Source organism: Stenotrophomonas sp. 05L414_2, assembly GCF_056397905.1.
In genome coordinates, this window is record NZ_JBFTOJ010000009.1 from 1 (window position 1) to 18,061 (window position 18,061).

The 18,061-nt window shown below is 64.7% G+C and carries 16 protein-coding genes; 10 read left to right on the forward strand and 6 right to left on the reverse strand.

From position 1 onward, the window contains the following. The 5 genes from AC1DJN_RS02440 to AC1DJN_RS02460 all read left to right on the forward strand — a co-directional run. A partial coding sequence (locus AC1DJN_RS02440; protein ID WP_478038742.1) for an AAA family ATPase occupies window positions 1-1,475 on the forward strand: 1,475 nt, incomplete at its 5' end. Between the two features lie 330 nt (window positions 1,476-1,805). Beyond that, window positions 1,806-2,192, forward strand: coding sequence for a DUF2946 family protein (locus AC1DJN_RS02445; protein WP_442251308.1), 387 nt, complete (start codon window positions 1,806-1,808; stop codon window positions 2,190-2,192). 137 nt (window positions 2,193-2,329) lie between these two features. Further along, entirely contained in the window at window positions 2,330-4,465 is a 2,136-nt protein-coding gene (locus tag AC1DJN_RS02450; protein ID WP_478013571.1) for a TonB-dependent receptor, read from the forward strand. A gap of 11 nt (window positions 4,466-4,476) precedes the next feature. Then, a complete protein-coding gene (locus AC1DJN_RS02455; RefSeq protein WP_442251291.1) occupies window positions 4,477-5,982 on the forward strand; it encodes a PepSY domain-containing protein in 1,506 nt (501 codons plus the stop codon). 305 nt (window positions 5,983-6,287) lie between these two features. Next, window positions 6,288-7,424: an RICIN domain-containing protein gene (locus AC1DJN_RS02460; protein WP_478014162.1), complete on the forward strand. Its 1,137-nt coding sequence runs from the start codon at window positions 6,288-6,290 to the stop codon at window positions 7,422-7,424. Between the two features lie 88 nt (window positions 7,425-7,512). Here the strand turns inward: AC1DJN_RS02460 and AC1DJN_RS02465 are convergent, their stop codons facing one another. Together AC1DJN_RS02465 and AC1DJN_RS02470 are read right to left on the reverse strand one after the other, a co-directional pair. After that, window positions 7,513-8,646 (reverse strand): MFS transporter, encoded by a 1,134-nt coding sequence (locus AC1DJN_RS02465; RefSeq protein WP_313115435.1) that lies wholly within the window; start codon window positions 8,644-8,646, stop codon window positions 7,513-7,515. A gap of 11 nt (window positions 8,647-8,657) precedes the next feature. After that, on the reverse strand, window positions 8,658-9,431 hold the full coding sequence (locus tag AC1DJN_RS02470) for a DeoR/GlpR family DNA-binding transcription regulator (protein ID WP_312964050.1): 774 nt from the start codon (window positions 9,429-9,431) through the stop codon (window positions 8,658-8,660). Between the two features lie 173 nt (window positions 9,432-9,604). Here AC1DJN_RS02470 and smqnr point away from each other — a divergent pair, with 173 nt between their 5' ends. Beyond that, window positions 9,605-10,252 (forward strand): SmQnr family pentapeptide repeat protein, encoded by a 648-nt coding sequence (smqnr, locus tag AC1DJN_RS02475; protein WP_033830499.1) that lies wholly within the window; start codon window positions 9,605-9,607, stop codon window positions 10,250-10,252. A 15-nt stretch (window positions 10,253-10,267) separates the two neighbouring features. On the opposite strand, the gene AC1DJN_RS02480 is transcribed toward smqnr, so the two are convergent. Then, window positions 10,268-10,951, reverse strand: coding sequence for a class I SAM-dependent methyltransferase (locus AC1DJN_RS02480; RefSeq protein WP_100435895.1), 684 nt, complete (start codon window positions 10,949-10,951; stop codon window positions 10,268-10,270). Between the two features lie 117 nt (window positions 10,952-11,068). On the opposite strand from AC1DJN_RS02480, the gene AC1DJN_RS02485 reads away from it, so the two are divergent. Next, window positions 11,069-11,542, forward strand: a complete 474-nt coding sequence (locus tag AC1DJN_RS02485; RefSeq protein ID WP_144435712.1) for a hypothetical protein — start codon at window positions 11,069-11,071, stop codon at window positions 11,540-11,542. Between the two features lie 11 nt (window positions 11,543-11,553). Here the strand turns inward: AC1DJN_RS02485 and AC1DJN_RS02490 are convergent, their stop codons facing one another. Further along, complete coding sequence (locus AC1DJN_RS02490) at window positions 11,554-12,279, reverse strand: hypothetical protein (RefSeq protein WP_282279647.1); 726 nt, start codon at window positions 12,277-12,279, stop codon at window positions 11,554-11,556. A 49-nt stretch (window positions 12,280-12,328) separates the two neighbouring features. Continuing rightward, window positions 12,329-13,717 carry an aminotransferase-like domain-containing protein gene (locus tag AC1DJN_RS02495; protein ID WP_428703448.1) on the reverse strand — a complete coding sequence of 463 codons (1,389 nt, stop codon included), beginning with the start codon at window positions 13,715-13,717 and terminating at the stop codon, window positions 12,329-12,331. Window positions 13,718-13,850: 133 nt separating this feature from the next. Between AC1DJN_RS02495 and AC1DJN_RS02500 the strand changes: the two genes are divergently transcribed. From AC1DJN_RS02500 to AC1DJN_RS02510, 3 genes are all read left to right on the forward strand, one after another. Further along, a complete protein-coding gene (locus tag AC1DJN_RS02500; RefSeq protein WP_478038746.1) occupies window positions 13,851-14,714 on the forward strand; it encodes a DMT family transporter in 864 nt (287 codons plus the stop codon). 79 nt (window positions 14,715-14,793) lie between these two features. Next, the gene (locus tag AC1DJN_RS02505; protein WP_263929785.1) at window positions 14,794-15,675 is read left to right on the forward strand and encodes an SDR family NAD(P)-dependent oxidoreductase; all 882 of its coding nucleotides are present in this window, start codon (window positions 14,794-14,796) and stop codon (window positions 15,673-15,675) included. A 39-nt stretch (window positions 15,676-15,714) separates the two neighbouring features. Continuing rightward, window positions 15,715-16,602, forward strand: a complete 888-nt coding sequence (locus AC1DJN_RS02510) for a LysR family transcriptional regulator (protein WP_032977321.1) — start codon at window positions 15,715-15,717, stop codon at window positions 16,600-16,602. 463 nt (window positions 16,603-17,065) lie between these two features. On the opposite strand, the gene AC1DJN_RS02515 is transcribed toward AC1DJN_RS02510, so the two are convergent. After that, window positions 17,066-17,962: a LysR substrate-binding domain-containing protein gene (locus tag AC1DJN_RS02515; RefSeq protein WP_059063312.1), complete on the reverse strand. Its 897-nt coding sequence runs from the start codon at window positions 17,960-17,962 to the stop codon at window positions 17,066-17,068. Window positions 17,963-18,061: the final 99 nt, after the last annotated feature.

Genomic DNA, 18,061 nt, shown 5'->3' on the forward strand with positions numbered 1-18,061 from the left:
CACATTTGTTATGGATTTTTGTGATCATAATGAGTGGGGGGATGATTTGTATGCGTCGCGCTGACTTTGACGTCGCTTGGGATGGCTGCAGAAAGCGAAGCACCTCTCTTTTCCTAGATGAGTTGATCGTCGATGCAGGAGGGGTGACCTCGGTGAGGCTGGTTTCCCGAGTTGCTGCCTTCGTTGGCGTAAATGGGGCAGGTAAAACGGGTTTGATGCGGAAGATTTTTTCCTGTCTCGCAGGAGAAGATGTAATTTCTCGAGCTTCTGTTAAAGAAATTAGAGGGGTTTATAGAGGTAAGGAATTCTTTGCTTCGAATGAGGCGCCGGCTAATATACCTGTTGAGCTCCTTCAGTCATCGTCAGACGTTGCCGATATATTGAGGGTTTTTAGAAGGACTAATGATCTGGAAGATGTTGTAGCTCAGTATGAGGAGCGTTTGATGCCGAATGATCCTTTGGGGCTATTTAGGAATGTAGCTGGCGTTGGTTATGAATCTGTCGGTGTGACTGAGCTGGAAAGAAGTGCACTTGCGGATGGTCACGAGGAAGACGACGTAATTCCCTATTTCAAAGTGAAGGCGAGGGGGGTCGCCTATGACTCTCGCGAAATGGGCTTGGGGGAGCTTTGTGCGTTCTATGTAATTTGGCGGCTTATGCGCGCCCAAAAGAATAGTGTTGTTCTGTTGGATGAGCCTGACTCACATTTATCTCCGAGAAGCAGGGCTGCACTTATTGATGCGATAGGATTTATCGCCAATGAGCGAAGTTTAGTTGTTTTATTGACGACTCACTCTGTTGAGATGTTGGAGCAGTTGCGGCGCGAAGATAGCTTCTTGGTGTCGGAGAGTCGTGTCCCTGGTATGCCAACCTTGGATCTGATAAGTAATATGAGGGAGGCGCGGCTTCGACTAAATCTCAGAACTGAGAGAACGTTGCTTATAGTAGTAGAGGACGTTGACGCGCTGGCAGTGGTGTCGGGGATAATTAACAAATGGGCGGCTGGCGTTTCTGGTTTTGTTGATGTTGCAGTTGTCAAGGGAGGGGAGGGCGCTGTTAGGGCTTTTTGCTCTTCCTTTCCGGATAATAGGATTTGCAAGGTGGTTTCTGTTTTGGATGGCGATAAAAGGGTTGTCAAGGCAGTGAATGCCAATGATTCTGATTATTTGGTGGGGGAGGCGTACCTTCCGACAAATTTTGATCCCGTTCACTCCATTCGAATTTCAATAGGTGCAGATGTTCAACGGTTCTCTGCGCGGTTGGGGTACGATTCGGAAAGAGTGGAAGCTGCGTTGATGAACACCGTGCATTGTGATCATCATGATTTCATTAGCTCATTCATTTCATCGCTTGGCTTGGTTAATGTTCGGGTGGCGGATATGCGCCATTGCATGGTTTCGCATTGGTTGGACGACCCCCTTGTCATGGAAGACGCGAAGAGGCTAGCAACATGGATAGCCGGAAAAGTTCCATGATGATTTTTCTAGGATCGCGACCCCAGTCATACGCGGCGCCCGCTACTGCACAGTCCAAGTGCGAGGCAGAAAAAGTCCGTCAGCGTTCGATTAGAATGTTCTACCGTGCTAAGCAGCCGGTCGGTGATGACGAGATATAGATATCGCTGCCTTGGGAACTTACCTGCATTCTTCCTCGGTACACATTTTGAGAGCTGGCTCTGCGTCATGATGTCGCAGAGCTTGCGTTGAGACCGCGACTAGGGCCCAAGGTTGGCCGTGGCCCCGTAGAATGGTGGCGTGCGCCGTTCTGCTCTCCACCGCCGGTTCCAGGCTCTGGCATGGCTTGCCATGCTGCTGGTGCTGCTTGCCCCGCTGGTGAGCCGCTGGCTGGCGCATGGGCACCTGGCCGCCGCCACACCGGTGGTGGCCATGGACCACAGCATGCATGCACAGCACGCGATGGAAGGGCACCACGACCACCACGCGATGGCGATGCAGGACGGCGAAGTGGCACCAAAGCCGGCTGCCGATCCCCACGCCGATCATGAGATGGGCGTGGACTGCGATTACTGCCTGATCGCGGCGCGCTTGATCACGCTGCTGTTGGCAGTGCTGCTGTTGTTGGCACCGAGGGCGCCGGTGTGCCGCGCATTGCGTGGTGCGGTACAGGCGTTGCCGCAGCGGATATGCGGCACGTTGGGCGCGCGTGGGCCACCGGTGGCTGCGGCTGTCTGAGCCGCGCACGCGAAAGCCGCCGGGCATGGCCCGGCGTTATCGAGCTGATTGACGTCGCCGGGCATGGCCCGGCGCTACCGCGTGCGCTTTTCTTTTTGCTGCCCGGCTGACCGGGCGGCCTTGCATGCCGTGAAAAAATGAAAACCAACCCGAATGTCGCCGCCCTGCGCTGGGCGGCGCTGCCGACGCTGTGCGCCTTCGCTCTGCATGCCGCGCCCGCCCGCGCCGACGTGCCGGATCCCACCACGCTGGATACCGTGCGCGTGGTCGACACCCGCCGTGGTGAATTGTCCACCTCTGCCAGCGCCGGTTCGGCATTGGGCCTGAGTGTGCTGCAGACCCCGGCCAGCCTGACCGTGATCTCGCGCGAGCAGCTGGAACAGCGCGGCGATTCCAATCTCAACGACGCGATCACCCGCGCTGGCGCGATCAGTGCCATGCCCCATCCGGGCAACGGCCTGAGTGCGCTGTCCAGCCGTGGCTTCACCGATGGCGCCTCGGTGATGCGCCTGTACGACGGCCTGCGCCAGTACGGTGGTGTGGGCATCACCTTTCCGTTCGATACCTGGTCGATCGAGCGCATCGAGGTGCTGCGCGGGCCGGCCTCGGTCATCCACGGCGATGGCGCCATCGGCGGCGTGGTCAACATCGTGCCGAAGAAGCCTTCGCGCGGCGCCATCGAGAATGAGGTCAGCGTGACCGTGGGCAGCGAAGATACTGCGCGCCTGGGCTTCGGCAGCGGTGGCGCACTTACGCCCGTGTTGGCCTACCGCGTGGATGTCAGCGGCAACTACAGCAGCGAGTGGGTCGATCGCGGCCAGAACGGCGACGCTACGTTCTCTGCTGCGCTGCTATGGCAGCCACGGACGGACATGCAGTTCACGCTGACCCATGCGCAGGGCTACCAGAAGCCGATGCGCTACTTCGGTACGCCATTGATCGACGGGCGGCAGCTGGACGCGCTGCGCCACGAGAACTACAACGTGGCCGACAGCGTGATCCGTTTCCGCGACCGCTGGACCCAGCTCGATGCGGCCTGGACGCCGAACGACAACGTGGAATGGCGCACGCGCGTCTACCAGATCGACAGCCAGCGCGACTGGCGCAATGCCGAGGCCTATGTCTACAACGGGCGCACGGGCCTGATCGACCGCTCCGGCAACACCCAGATCACCCACAACCAGGACCAGACCGGACTGACCTCCACGCTGCGCCTGCTGGGCAATGCAGGTGGGCTGCCGAACAGCTTCGCTGTCGGCTTCGATGCCAATCGTGCGCATTTCAAGCACACCAACAACACTTATGCGGGCAGCTCGGGGCCGGTGGATCCTTTCAACCCAGTACCCGGTGGGTTCAGCAGCGATGCTCCCAACCTGCCGCGCTACCGCAACAGCGCCGAACAGGTCGCGTTGTTCGTGGAAGACCGGCTGGAACTGAGCGAGCGCTGGTCGGTGCTCGCGGGCTTGCGCCACGATCGCGCCACGATCGACCGCAATGACCTGGTCAGCGGCCAGCGTGCGTTCTCCAGGACCTACAACAGCACCGGCTGGCGCGCGGGCACGGTCTTCGCGGTGCAGCCCTCGTTGACCTTCTATGCGCAGTACTCGCAGGCGGCCGACCCGGTCAGTGGCCTGTTGATGATCAGCCCGGCCAATGGCGTGTTTGATCTGGCCAAGGGCAAGCAGGTCGAGGTTGGCATGAAGCAGGCCTTTGACGGAGGCGAGTGGACGCTGGCGGCCTATCGCATCCGCAAGACCGGCCTGCTCAGCCGTGACCCGTTGCAGCCCGACCGGCGGGTGCAGGTGGGGGCACAGACCTCAAAGGGAATCGAAGCTTCGTTGAACTGGAACTTCGCTCCACAGTGGTCGCTGGATGCCAACGCGACCGTGCTCAGGGCTGGGTTCGAGGATTTCCTGGAAGCCACCGGCACGCCGGCGGTGATCGTCTCGCGTGATGGCAACGTGCCGCCGAACGTGGCCGAGCGCCTGGCCAACGTCTGGTTGAGCTGGCAGTTCCAGCCCGACTGGAGCGTGGCCAGTGGCGTGCGTTACGTGGGCAAGCGCTATGCCGACAACGCCAACACGCTGCAGCTTCCGGGTTACGCCACCACCGACCTGGCCCTGACCTGGCAGGCCGCGCCGCGCACACGGCTGACCGCACGCGTGTTCAACGTGTTCGACAAGGCGTACTACGCCACGGCGTACTACACCAGCACGCAGTGGCTGCTGGGCGCAGACCGGCGCGTCGAGTTCAGCCTCGACCATCGCTTCTGAGGACGCACGTCATGTCGTTGCGATCCACCGCCAAACGCTGGACCTACCTGACGCATCGCTGGCTGGGCATCGGCGGGTGCCTGCTGATGTTGCTGTGGTTCGTCAGCGGCATGGTGATGCTGTTCGTCGGCTACCCGAAGCTGACGCCAGCGGAGCGGTTGGCCCCGCTGCCCGCATTGGTCGACGCGCGCGGCTGGCAGGCACTTTCCGTGTTGCCGGAAGCCGTTCGACAGGCGCCTGAGCGGGTCGTGTTGACGACGCTGCGTGGCGAGCCCGCCTACGTGGTGCGCTCCGGCGCGAACGTGGGCGCGTGGTCGGCGCATACCGGACAGGCATTGCCGCCGGTATCGACGCAGTTGGCCGAGGTTTCCGCCGCGCAGTTCGCCGGCGGCCCTGCCTTCGTTGGCGCCATGCCGCTGGACGAAGATCGCTGGACGCATTCGCGCGCGCTGGATCCGCATCGACCGTTGTACCGCGTCGGCGTCGGTGGTGCACAGCCCGGAGATGTCTACGTGTCCTCGCGTACCGGCGAAGTCGTGCTGGATGCGCCGCGCCTGCAGCAGCGCTGGAACTATGTGGGTGCGTGGTTGCACTGGCTGTACTTCCTGCGCATGCAGTCGGTGGACCCGGTATGGACCTGGACGGTGATCGTGCTGTCGGCGCTGTGCACCGTGGCCGCGATCAGCGGGGTCGTGGTCGGCATCTGGCGCTGGCGGTTTCGCGGACAGTACCGGTCAGGGTCGAAGACGCCGTACCAGGAGCCGTGGATGCACTGGCATCACCTGATCGGCTTGATGGCGAGTGCATTCGTGTTCACTTGGATCTTCAGTGGATTGATGTCGATGAACCCGCTTGGGGTGTTCAGCAGCACGGGCGTGGTGATCGACACCGCGCACTATCGAGGTGGCGTGGTGACGGTGGAGGGCGCACTGGCCGAGCCCGGCCGGCTGCTGGCTGCATCGACGGACGTTGGCTTCGTGCCGGTGGAGATCCAGTGGCGACGTATCGGTGGCGAACTGTTCGCCGTGCTGCTGGACGGGCAGGGCGATACCCGCATCGTGTCGGCCGTCGAAGGGCGCCTGCGTGTCGCACGGCTGCTGCCGGAGGCATGGCTGAAGCAGAAGGTGCAGGCGATGTCCGCTGCGCCGATTCAGGGTTTCACGATCCGGCAGGCGCCGGATGCGTACTTCTATGCGCGCGCGCCGGAGGCCATGAACGGTGCGGCGGTGCGGCGCTTCCCGGTGGCGGTGGCGTGGTTCGGCGATGCCGAGGCCACGCGCGTTTACATCGATCTGGCGACCGGCGATCCGCTGTTGACGATGGGGCATCGCGAGCGGGCCGGGCGCTGGCTGTTCTCTTTCCTGCACAGCTGGGACCTGCCTGCCGCGCTGCGTCAGCAGAACACGCGGCTGGGCGTGCTGCTGTTGCTGAGCGTGGCTGGCACGGCACTGTGTACCACCGCTGCGGTGATCGGTTACCGGCGTCTGCGGATGAAGGTGCGGCGTCGGCGGCCGTAGCACCCTGACGTTGGCCTGGCGCGTATGAGACTATCGGGAGTTCCTGGCCATGAAGGCTGCGGCCCGATGTCGATGGCCAGGGAAGTGCAGGGGCTCAATGCTTGCAAGGGTGCAACGGTAGTCCCTGGATAGGATTTCCACACAACGTAAATGGAGCAAGGATGAATTACGTTTCGATGGGTGTTCTCGCAATTGGAATTGCAGCGGCGTCTTCAAGCGTTCAGRCCAAATCGTTGCCGCGCCTGTACAGCTTTCCAACCACAACGACAGCGTCTGTTTCCAATGCGCTGCCGGCACCGGGGCAGGTGATCCAGTTGTCTGCGCAGGTCGATGGCCAAGCACTCGGGCTGTATCACATTCCAGGCAATGAGCAGATCGGTGGCTTCGTCGAATTCAAGGTCAATGGCCAAGCGGTGGGCAAGGTGCAGGTCAGTACCGTCAACACGCCGTTCCTCGGTACGGTTTCCGACCTGGACAAGGGGTGCTGGGCTGCCATCCGTGACGTCCAGGCCTGTACGCACAAGTACGCCTACGGCCGTCCGGCCAGGGTTGCGATCAACTACACCGTTCCGGCAGGCTTCACTACCGCGTCGATCACGGCGACGTTCAGTGGCGATGGTCAGTTCACGCAAGGGTCGGTGTCGGCGCCCGTCAACCTGCGCAACATTCCGACCTTTGGTGAGATCCGCGGCATGGGCAACAAGTGCCTGGATGCCGAGGGCGCCAACACCGCGCCAGGCACGGCCATCCAGGTGTGGGATTGCACACCGGGCACCGCGCAGCAGCTTTGGACCGTGAAGCCCAATACGTCGACCATCACGGGCGTGCCCAGCAATCGCGTGCTTGACATCGTGGGCTATGGCACAAGCAACGGAAGCCGGATCCAGCTCTACGACGCCCATGGTGACTGGAATCAGTCGTGGAAGTTCACCAACACATCCATCGTCGGCGTGGCCAACAAGGTGCTGGATGCCATTGGTGCGTCCAGCGCCAACGGCACCAAGATCCAGCTGTACAGCAATGCGCAGACCAGCAACCAGAAGTGGGAGTTCAATCCCGCCAACGGCTCGATTGTCGGTGTCGGTGGCAAGTGCCTGGATGTTGAAGGGGCCAATTCTGCGGATGGCACCCGCGTCCAGTTGTGGGACTGCACGGGCGTGCCGCAGCAGCGCTTCGAACTGGGCGCGGACGGGTCCATCCGTGGGCTGGGCGGCAAATGCCTGGAAGCGGCTGACGGTGCGAGCCACGATGGGAATCCGATCCGCATGTGGTCCTGCAATGGTGGCGCGCACCAGTCCTGGCGGCTGGTAGGCGAGATCCGCAACCCGCAGACCAACATGTGCCTGGATGACCCTGGCATGGGTAATGCCAATGGCTCGAAGGTGCACATGTGGATGTGCCAGGGCACAGAGAACCAGCGCTGGGAATTCTCCTCCTACTGAGTTTTCGGCCCGATGCAGTGTTGTGGAACCGTGCGCCTTCGGGCGCACGGTTCTTTGCAGGGACAGGTCAACGGCCTGCCATGCAGATCTACATCCGCAGCCAGCGTGTCGACACTGCCACCAGCAACAGTGCCATCGCCACACCGACAAAGGCGGCGATGAGGCCGAAGTGATTGGCGGCGAAACCGATCAGCGCCGGGCCGGCAAGAATGCCGGCAAAGCCGAGGGTGGACACGGCGGTGATGGCGATCGCCTGCGGCATCCGGTTCTGGCTGCCAGCCAGCGAGAACAGCGCCGGTGCGATGTTGGCGCAGCCCAGGCCGACCAGCACATAGCCGACCAACGACACCTGCCATGGCGTGACCAAGGTGAGCACCAGCACGCCGGCGCAGGCCAGCAGCGCACCGGCCACGATCGCCTTCTGCCGGCCGATGCGCTCTACCAGGCTGTCACCGAACAGGCGCGCCACGGTCATGGTCAGGGTGAAGGTCACGTAGCCGATGCCGGCATGGCTGGCATCGACCTGGCGGATGTCGGTGAGGAACACCGCGCTCCAGTCCAGCATCGCGCCCTCGGCCAGGAACGCGATGAAGGCCAGCACGCCGATGAACATGACGATGCCACGTGGCCAGGCCAGCAACGGCGTGTCGTGCGCGATGCGCTCGCTGCGCCAGTGGCGTACCGACAGCAGCGCGACCACCGCCATCATCAACACGCCCGGCAGCACCGCGGCAACCGGCGCCATGCGTGCGCTCAGCAACAGGGTCATGGTCGCCGCGCCGAGGAATCCCCCGATGCTGAAGAACGCGTGGAAGCCGGACATCATCACCCGCTGCGCTTCGCGTTCCACCACCACGGCCTGTACGTTCATCGTGCAATCCATCGCGCCTACGCCGGCACCGAAGACGAACAGCACCAGGCCCAGCAACCACGCCGAGTCGGCCAGTGCCAGGCCGGGCACCGTCGCGCAGATGATCAGCGTGGTAGCCAGCATTACCCGGCGGCAGCCCAGCCGTGCGGCCAGCACGCCCGACAGCGGCATGGCCAGCAGCGAGCCCGCGCCCAGGCACAGCAGCACCAGCCCGAGTGTTGCATCGTTGATGTCGGTACGCGTCTTGGCGAAGGGCACCAGCGTGGCCCACAGCGCGGTAGCGAAGCCGGGAATGAAGAATGCAGCGCGGGTCGCGTGCTGTTGGGCACGCGGTCGGTTGACGAGGGACATGGGCGATCCGGTCAGGGAGGTGTTGGATGCACGGTGATGCCGGCGGCGCGGAAGCGGGCGGCCAGGGCAGGCGGTGCAGACGTGGTCAGTACCAGGTCGTCGATGTCATCCAGGCTGGCGATCTGCCAGTTGCCCCGCGCGCCCAGTTTTTCGCTGGTGGCAGCGACGATGATGCGGCTGCTGCAGGCGACCATCGCGCGCTTGAGCGTGGCCTCCTCGGCATCCATCGCCCACACGCCGGTGTCCACGTCCACGGCGCAGGGGCCGGGCAGATAGACATCCGCGCGCACGCGCTGCACCTGGGCCAGCGCCTCGGCGCCAACCGCGCCGCCGCCGGCCGCCAGTCGCCCACCGATCAGCTGTACGGTGGTGCCCTCCCGCCACGCTGCGGCGGTGGCGATCTGCGGCGCGTTGGTGATCACCGTCAGCCCCAGCGCGCCCGGCAATTGCTGGGCAATGGCCAGGTTGGTCGAGCCGGCATCGATCAGCAGGACCTGGCCGGGCTGCAGCAGCGTACAGACACGGGCGGCCAGCTCGTCCTTGCCGGTGCGGTCCTGGGTCATCCGTTCGCGCAGTGGCACGGCTTTCGGGGCTGGCAGCACCGCACCCCCATAGACGCGCTGGCACAGGCCCTGGGCAGCCAGTTCACGCAGATCCCGGCGGATCGAATCTTCGGAAACCGCGTAACGGCGGGCCAGTTCGGCGGCGACCACGCGTCCCTGCTGGCGCAACTCCTGCAGGATCAACTGGGTACGTTCGGCGGGTAGTGTCGGGTCGGAGGTCATGCCTGAAGTGTGCACAATCATGCATCAACGTGCAAGATCGGGTATTGGCGGTGGCGCGTAAGGGTGGGATGTACACACTTCGGCTGCAGCGCTGGTGAATCCCACCCGAGCGCGTCCTGCCCATCGCCTTTCCAGCGCGGCATCATGGCAAGGCACCCGGCACGGAACCCTGCATGTCCTCCACTGTTCACCACAAGCTGCGCATCGGCGCCGATCAGTTCACCGGCCAGAAGGTGGTCGACCAGCAGTTCCTGGAATGCGATTTCTCCGGCGCTGACCTCACCGCCACCGAGTTCGTGAACTGCGTTTTCTACGATGCCGACACGCGCACCGGGTGCCGTTTCAGTGGTGCCACGTTGAAGGAAGCCAGCTTCCGCCAGTGCGACATCAGCATGTGCAACTTCAACTTCATCAAGGCGCTGGGGCTGGAAATCAGCGAATGCCGCGCACAGGGTGCCGATTTCAGCAACGCCAGTTTCATGAACCAGATCACCACGCGCAGCTGGTTCTGCAGTGCCTTCATCAAGAAGAGCAACCTGCGCTATGCCAACTTCTCGCGGGTGACGCTGGAGAAGTGCGAGCTGTGGGAGAACCGCTGGGACGGTGCCAACGTGAGCGGCGCCAGTTTTGCAGGGTCGGACCTGTCCGGCGGCCAGTTCGATGGCGTCGACTGGAATTCCGCCAACTTCACCGATTGCGACCTGACCAACTCCGAACTGGGCGAACTGGACCTGCGCAGCACCAACCTGCGTGGCGCCACGCTCGATGTGCAGCAGGTCGCGCTGCTGATGCAGCGGATCGGCATCACCGTGGTGCCATGAGCGTGCGTCGCGGCGCTATACCGGTGTGGCCGGCGCATGTGCCACCCAGCCCTTGAAGCTGAAGCCGGCGTAGAACAGTTCCACGTTCTCGAAGCCGGCCTCCTGCAGCAGCGCCACTTCCTGTTCGGGTGAGAGCAGCGGCAGGCGTTCGGCGATCGCCTCGGCCGCGCGCTGTGTATCGGCACGTGGAATGCCGGAAGCCTCGGCGAACGCGGCGTAGCGCTGCAGCCAGCGATGCTTGCCGGCCGCGTCCTGCGGCACGCTGTGGTGCGCCACCACCAACGGCGCACCTGCGCGCAGCCGTTGCCGCAGTTCGCGCAGGGTGTGCAGGCGCTGTTCAACGGTGAGGAAGTGCAGGGTCAGCAGGCAGGTGGCGCCGTCGAAGACGGTGCGCGGGGCATCGTCGATGTAGCCTTCCAGCAGCGTCACCTGGGCCATCAACGGCCCCAGGGTCTGTTCGGCCAGCGCGAGCATTGGCGCGGCAGGATCGACGCCGAGCATCCGCCATTGCGGGTGCGCTTCTGCGAAGGCCTTGAGTTCCAGGCCGCCGCCTGCGCCGAGCACCAGCACCTGGCCATCATCGGGTACGTGTTCGGCCAGCAGCAGGTGGCTCATCTGCTGCAGTCCGAGGAAACCTGGTACCTGCCGCAGCGGGCCCTCCGCGTAGCGGGCCACGGCGTGGGGATCGGAGAAGGACATCGGAAGGATTCCTGCGGCAATGGCGAACATCCACTTTACCGTGCTCGGCAAGTGTCGATTGCACAGTGGCCCGCCTTTGCTTAAGGTCTGCGCCTGCATGCATTGAAGAGATCGGGAATGGACCCTCGCAGCCCCGCGATGCCATCGGCGGAAGCCTTCGAACTGGCGCTGACAATGCTGGGACGGGAGGGCGTGGATGAGGAGCAGGCCGAGCGGGCGCTGCTCGCGCTCGGCAGCGAACACTGGCAGATGCGCCGCCTGCTGGTGTGGTTGCCTGAAGCCTTCGCCATGGCCCTGATCGGTCATATGGAGCTGGGCGTGCAGCTGCCCGGTACCTTCACCGCCTCCGACGCACAGGGCGAGCTGCATGAACTGCCGCTCGACCGTGAGCCTGTATTCGCTGCCGGTCTCCAGCGCGCCCTGGCCATGTACCACGAAGGTCCACGCGCCGCGTTCCGGGCGATCTGCCAGCGCAGTTCGTCGCTCAATGCGATCGACAACGCCTTGAATACCGGCGCCGATCTGCGGGGCGCCGCGCTTTCGGGTCCGGAGCTTCTGGACATCCCGGCAGAGACCTACCTCGCCCATTGAGCCCGGGGTTTTCAGAGCGCGGGCTTCATCCCGTCTGCTTCCAGGCGATACAGGCCGGTCAATCGCCAGTCATCGTGTACACGCTGCAGCCGGTACTCATGGATGCGGACGCTTGAGCGGCGCTGTTGCGCGGTACGTATGGACGCTGCGTCGCCGAGGATCTGCACGGCCAGGACCTGTTCCATTTCCGGATCATGCGCTGACTCGACGCTGGGCCGGCGCATGACAGTGCGAGAGGTGCCCGGCAGGGCATAGTGCTCCACCAGCTTCGCGTACGACGCATCGGCCAATGCCTGGCCGCGCGATGGGCCATGCTCTGCCAGCCGTGCAAGCGAGGCCTTGTTCCATTCCAGGAAGTCGGACTGGAAGGCGCGCATGCGTACGACCGGCGTGCTGCCGCCCAGATCCAGCGCGCTGCGTTCGAAAACAAGAAGCGGCAGAACCTCGCCGAACCCCACGTCGCGGCCATAGCGGAAGCTGCGTTCGGCCTGCGGCCTGCCATTGCAAAGCAGTGCGACGCGACCGGGCTTGCTGGAATGAACCATCAAGTGCCGTTGAAAATAGCCCTGTACCGGCTCGGCATCCGTGTTGGACGCCCCCGGCGCGGTGATCTGCAGTTGGCAGTTGCCATCCGTGGGCGCATAGCCAGCGATCTGCAGCGAGCCGTCGGGTGGCCCGAAGGTGACGCAACCACTGGCCAGCCCGCAGACCAAGGTGATGCCGATCCATCGACGCATGCGGGCGCTCCTTGCCTGGATGGCTGGCAGGATAACGCACTCGGATGCTTCAGCTGTGCTGCTGCAACGCCTTCCCAAGCACCTGCCAGATCTTCGGGTCCTGGCACTGCGACACATTGAAGCGCACGTAGTCGGCAGCCCGCTGCGACTGGCTGAAGGCATTGCCCGGCGCCACCACCACGCCTTCGCGCAGGCACTGCCTGGCCACCGCCGATGCATCGCGGCCATCGGGCAGCTGGCACCACAGGAACAGCCCTGCATCGGGTTGCAGCCATGGCGTGATGCCCAGCTTCTGCACCTGCCGCAGCGTGTGCTTGCGCGCATCGGCCAGGCGCGTGCGCACCGCCTGCATGTGGCGGCGGTAGCCACTGTCGGTCAGTGCGATCTGCATCAGGTGCGCAGCCAGGTGCCCACCGCCGAAGCTGGTGGCCAGCTTCAGATCGGTCAGTGCCTCGATCCAGTCCGGGCGCGCGGCGATGTAGCCGCAGCGCGATGCCGCGGAAATGGTCTTTGAGAAACTGCCGACATGGATCACCCGCGACAATCCATCCAGCGCCGCCAGCCGCGGCGCCGGGCGCAGCTCGAAGTCGGCGAAGATGTCATCTTCGATGATGATCAGTTCGCTGTGTTCGGCCAGGCCCAGCAGGCGGTGTGCCGTGGTCGCCGACAGCACCGCGCCGGTCGGGTTGTGCAGCCCGGCGTTGGTGATGTACAGGCGTGGTGCGTGTTCCTGCAGCGCGCTGGCAAACACCTGCAGGTCCGGCCCAGTGTGCGTGTACGGTATGCCGATGGCCTGCACCTGATGGGCCTTCAACATCGCGTGGTAATTGAAATAGCTCGGGTCGTCGACCAGCACGCAGTCACCGGGCTTCAGCAGGAAGCGGCAGATCAGGTCGACCGCGTGCGTCCCCGATTCGGCCAGCAGCAACTGCTCCATCGACGCGTCGATGCCCAGCGTGGCCGCGCGTCGCTGCAGTGTCTGCCGCAATGCCGGCAGGCCCAGCGGTCCTGCATAGTCCACCAGCTGCGCGGAGTCGGCGCGGGCCATGCGGCGCAGGCCGCGGCGCAGGCCATCGTGGTACAGCCAGTCGCTGGGCATCCAGCCGCAGCCAGGCTTGAGGTGTCCCGGCGGGGTTTCCAGCGATTGCCGTGATACCCACAGCGGGTCCACCGCGCGATCCAGCCGCGGTTCCATTTCCGCCAGCGCCAGTGGTGCCGCCGGGCCAGCCACGTAGAAGCCGGAGCCGGCGCGCGCGGCGATCACGCCTTCGGCGGCCAAGCGTTCGTAGGCCTCGACCACGGTGGACACGGAAACGCCCATCGCCGTGGCCTGCGCGCGCACCGAGGGCAGGCGGCTGCCCGGGCCATCCAGACGCGAACTGATGCGGGAGCGGACGGCGTGGATGACGCTGTCGATGCGGCTGGGCGGTCGGGACATGCGCGTGACTGTAAGGGGATTGTGGTCAGTACAGTTACTTGTGACTGTACTGGATTGTAGCTGTGTATCGCCCGTGCCCGGTGGCCCAATGAAGGGCACGGCCGGCCATTGCCCGGCATTTCTGGAGCAGGGTGTGGAACGGTCGGCAAGCGGGTGGATCAATGGCYTCATCGGTGTGGTGATCTTCGCCGGCTCTTTGCCGGCCACCCGTCTGGCAGTGATGGAGCTGGACGCCAGCTTCGTCACCGCCGCACGCGCCAGCATCGCCGCGTTGCTGGGGCTGGTGCTGCTGCTGGCATTGCGCCAGCCGCGCCCGGTCAGAAGCGATCTGCCCGGTCTGGTGCTGGTCAGCCTGGGCGTGGTGGTGGGCTTCCCGTTGCTGACCGCGCTTGCCCTGCGTCACGCCTCCTCGGCACATACCATCGTGTTCCTGGGCCTGTTGCCGCTGAGCACGGCGGTATTCGGCGTCCTGCGCGGCGGTGACCGGCCACGCCCGGCATTCTGGGTGTTCTCGCTGCTGGGCAGCGCCTGTGTGGTCGGCTACGCCGCGCGCAACGGCATCGAAGCCTCACTGCAGGCCGACCTGTTGATGCTGGCAGCGATCGTGGTGTGCGGACTTGGCTATGCCGAGGGCGGCCGCCTGGCCCGGCATCTGGGTGGCTGGCAGGTAATCAGCTGGGCATTGCTGCTGGCATTGCCGGTGATGCTGCCGCTGATGGTGGCGATGCGCCCGGCCTCGTTCACGGCGGTGGCCGCGTCGGCCTGGTGGGCGCTGGGGTACGTGGCGGTGTTCAGCATGCTGGTCGGTTTCCTGTTCTGGTATCGCGGCCTGGCCCAGGGCGGTATCGCTGCGGTCGGCCAGCTGCAGCTGCTGCAGCCGTTCTTCGGCCTGGCGCTGGCGGCGCTGCTGCTGCACGAGACCGTCAGCGCCGGCATGTTGCTGGTGACCGTGGCAGCGGTGATCTGCGTGGCCGGCGCCCGCCGCTTCAGCCGATGACGCGCGATAGCGTCGGCGTATCGTGGCGTGCCGCCAACAGTATTGGCCGGGGCCGGCGCGCCTGGTTGAAGCTGTGCCGATGAAACCCAATTCCAGTATCTCGTTCGAAGGCCAAGTGGGCCTGGTGACCGGTGCCGCCGGTGGTCTCGGCCTGGCCTACAGCCGCCTGCTGGCCCAGCGTGGCGCGCACGTGGTGATGCATGACGTGGGCGCCGCGACGGACGGCACGGGTACCGATCCGCAGCGCATCGCCCACGCGGTGGCAGCACTGCATGCCCAGGGCCTGCCGGTCGAAGCCGCCAGCGGCCCCATCAACCAGCGCAGTGGCTGCCACGCGCTCGTGCAGGACATCCTGCAGCGGCATGGTCGCCTGGACTTCATCATCCACAACGCCGGCTGGGTGGCCTACGCCGGTATTGAAGTGGTGGAAGACGATGCGCTGGAGCAGATGCTGTGCCTGGCGGCGAAGACACCGCTGTGGCTGGCACAGGCGGCATGGCCTGCGATGCGTGCTGCCGGCGGCGGCCGCATCGTGCTGACCACCTCCGATCGCGCGCTGTACCCGCAGTATGCGCAGCGCGGCCTGTGCGGCTACGCGATGGCCAAGCTGGCTGCGCAGGGGCTGGTCAATGTGCTGGCCCTGGAAGGCGCCGAGCACGGCATCGTCGTCAACGCGGTGTCGCCGGTGGCCAAGACCCGCATGTGGGGCATCGACGGGGAACCGGATGAACTGCATCCAGAGGCGGTGGCGCCCGGGGTTGCCTTCCTTGCCTCTACGCGGTGCCGGCAGGGTGGCTGGACCCTGCGGGCCAGCAACGGCCAGTTCCATGCATTGCGATTGCAGGAAGCCGAACATGTGGCCTATCCGCGCGACCTGCGTGCGGTGGCAGCGGACAGCATCGAATCGGTGGCCCTGCAGTGGCCGGTCATTGCACGGCCGAGTGTCGACGCGCGCGGTTGAACGCGTACCCTAGGCAGGTCTCCACCTGCCTGCGATGAAATGATCGATCTGCGCCTGCTCCGCCAGTTCGTGGCGGTGGCCGAAGAACTGCACTTCCATCGCGCTGCTGCACGCCTGCACATGTCGCAGCCGCCATTGACGGCGGCGATGCGGCGCCTGGAAGACGAGGTGGGTACCGGGCTGATCGTACGCGGCAACCGCACGCTGGGCCTGACCGCAGCGGGGCAGACGCTGCTGGTGGAGGCGCGTGCAACCCTGCAGCACGCCGAACAGGCGCTGCAGCGCACGCGGGAAGCGGCGGCAGGGCAGACCGGCAGCCTGCGTGTCGGCTACGTCGGCAGCGCACTCTATGGGCGCCTGCCGGCACTGATCCGCCAGTTCCGCCATGCGTTTGCGCAGGTGCAGCTGCATCTGCACGAAGCCACCTCGCGGCAGCAGCAACAGTGGCTGCGCGAGGGACGCATCGACCTGGGCATCCTGATTCCGCCGATCATTTCCGCAGAACTGCATCTGCAGGCGTTCGACCATGATCGACTGGCCATTGCCCTGCCGCGCGCGCATCGGCTGGCCGCACGGCCACGGCTGGATGTCGCCGCGCTGGTGGACGAGCCGTTCGTTTCATGGCCGTCGGCCGAAGGCATCGGCTTCCACGCGCAGGTGCTGGGCCTGTGTACCGCTGCCGGCTTCACGCCGCGGGTCGTGCAGGAAGCGCAGGGTATGCACGCAGTGCTGTCGCTGGTGGCCGTGGAAGCGGGCGTGGCGATCGTGCCGGCCAGCATGGCCGGGTTCCGTCCCGAAGAAATCGTCTATCGACCACTGGATGGCGGCAACGCTGCGTTCGAGTTGCAGTTCTGCATGCGCCCGGAATCGCCTGCGCCGGTGCTGCAGAATTTCCTGGCGATGGCAGCGCAACCCGTAGTGTCGTGATTGCCAGCTGAGCATCTGTGCTGCGTGCAGTGGCGGCACGCTGATCCGCAGTGAGTATGCCTGCGGAGTGTGACTTTGCCTGCAGTTCTGCCCTTGGAAATCGCACCTGCGGCAAGCCTGAGGCGCGGGCGCGGACAACCCCTACATACCGCCTCGGCGACAGCAATCAGCATGCCCCCGTCGGCCATCATCGGCCGGCTGGGATTGGCGTCCCACAATCAACTCTGGCACGTGATCGGCAGGCGCACGGATGGCGCCTGCGGATCTCGTGACCCGCTGTCCGTGGTGGGCGATGTGTGGGGATCACAATGATCCGCCGGTCAGTCCCAGAGTTGTCCGGTACGCCAACCCGCATCGCCCGCCGCCTGTTCGTGGTCAGCCACGAGTGCGCTGATGGCGCTTGCCTCGGGGGTGGCAATGCGCGTCGTGCGCGGGAGCGGCGGCGGGCGGTGCATCTGTCTGCTCAGCGGGGACGGGCGAACAGATGTTCGGCCGTGTAATCGATGAACACCCGCAAGCGCGCGCTGGGGTGGCGATTGCCCGGCCACAGCAGTGAGAATTGTCCGTGCTGCCGTTCCAGCATCGGCAGCACCTGCTGCAGCCGGCCATCGGCCAGTGCTTCGGCCGCCAGGAAATCAGGCATCCAGGCCACGCCCATGGCACCGATCGCCGCGGCCAGCAGCGCTTCCATGTTGTTGCAGGTCATTGCCGTAGCCAGAGCAGCGCCGGCATCGCCATTCACGCCGGGCAGGCTCCAGGGCTGCAGCGTGCCGGTGGTCGGGAAGCGGAAACGCACCGCCTGCAGTGAACGCAGTTCCGGCAGCGACTGTGGCCAGCCRTGTGTTCGCAGGTACACCGGCGCTGCGCACAGCACGAAGTGGAAGCTGCCGAGGCGACGCGACATCAGGCTGGAATCGGCCAGTTCACCGCTGCGTATCACCGCATCCAGCCCTTCGCTGACTACATCCACGAGGCGGTCATTGAAATCAAGTTCCAACTGCACCTGCGGGTAGCGCTGCTGGAAGCCGGGTAGCACCGGCAGCAGAAAACGGTAGCCGATGGTGGGCAGGCCAATCCGCAGCAGGCCGCGCGGAGCGAATTGGCGTTGCGCAAGATCAGCCTGGGCCTCGGATAGTTCATCCAATGCCCGGCGGCAGCGCTGCAGCAGCAGGTCGCCTTCGTCGGTGAGGTGCATGCGGCGCGTGGTGCGGTGGAACAGTCGCGTACCCAGGTCCTGCTCCAGGCGGGCGATCCGCTTGCCCACTGCGGAAGCGGACAGGCCCAGCACCCGGGCGGCACCGACAATGCTGCCGGCCTCGGCGGTGCGGACGAAGGCCAGCAGTGCGGAAATGGAGTCCATGGCGGAATGATTGCGGAACATCTGGCTGTAATCAAACGCCTGCGGGCCTGTTTTTCCCGGATCGCGGCGTGTTCATCATCAATGGCCCCGTTTGCAGGA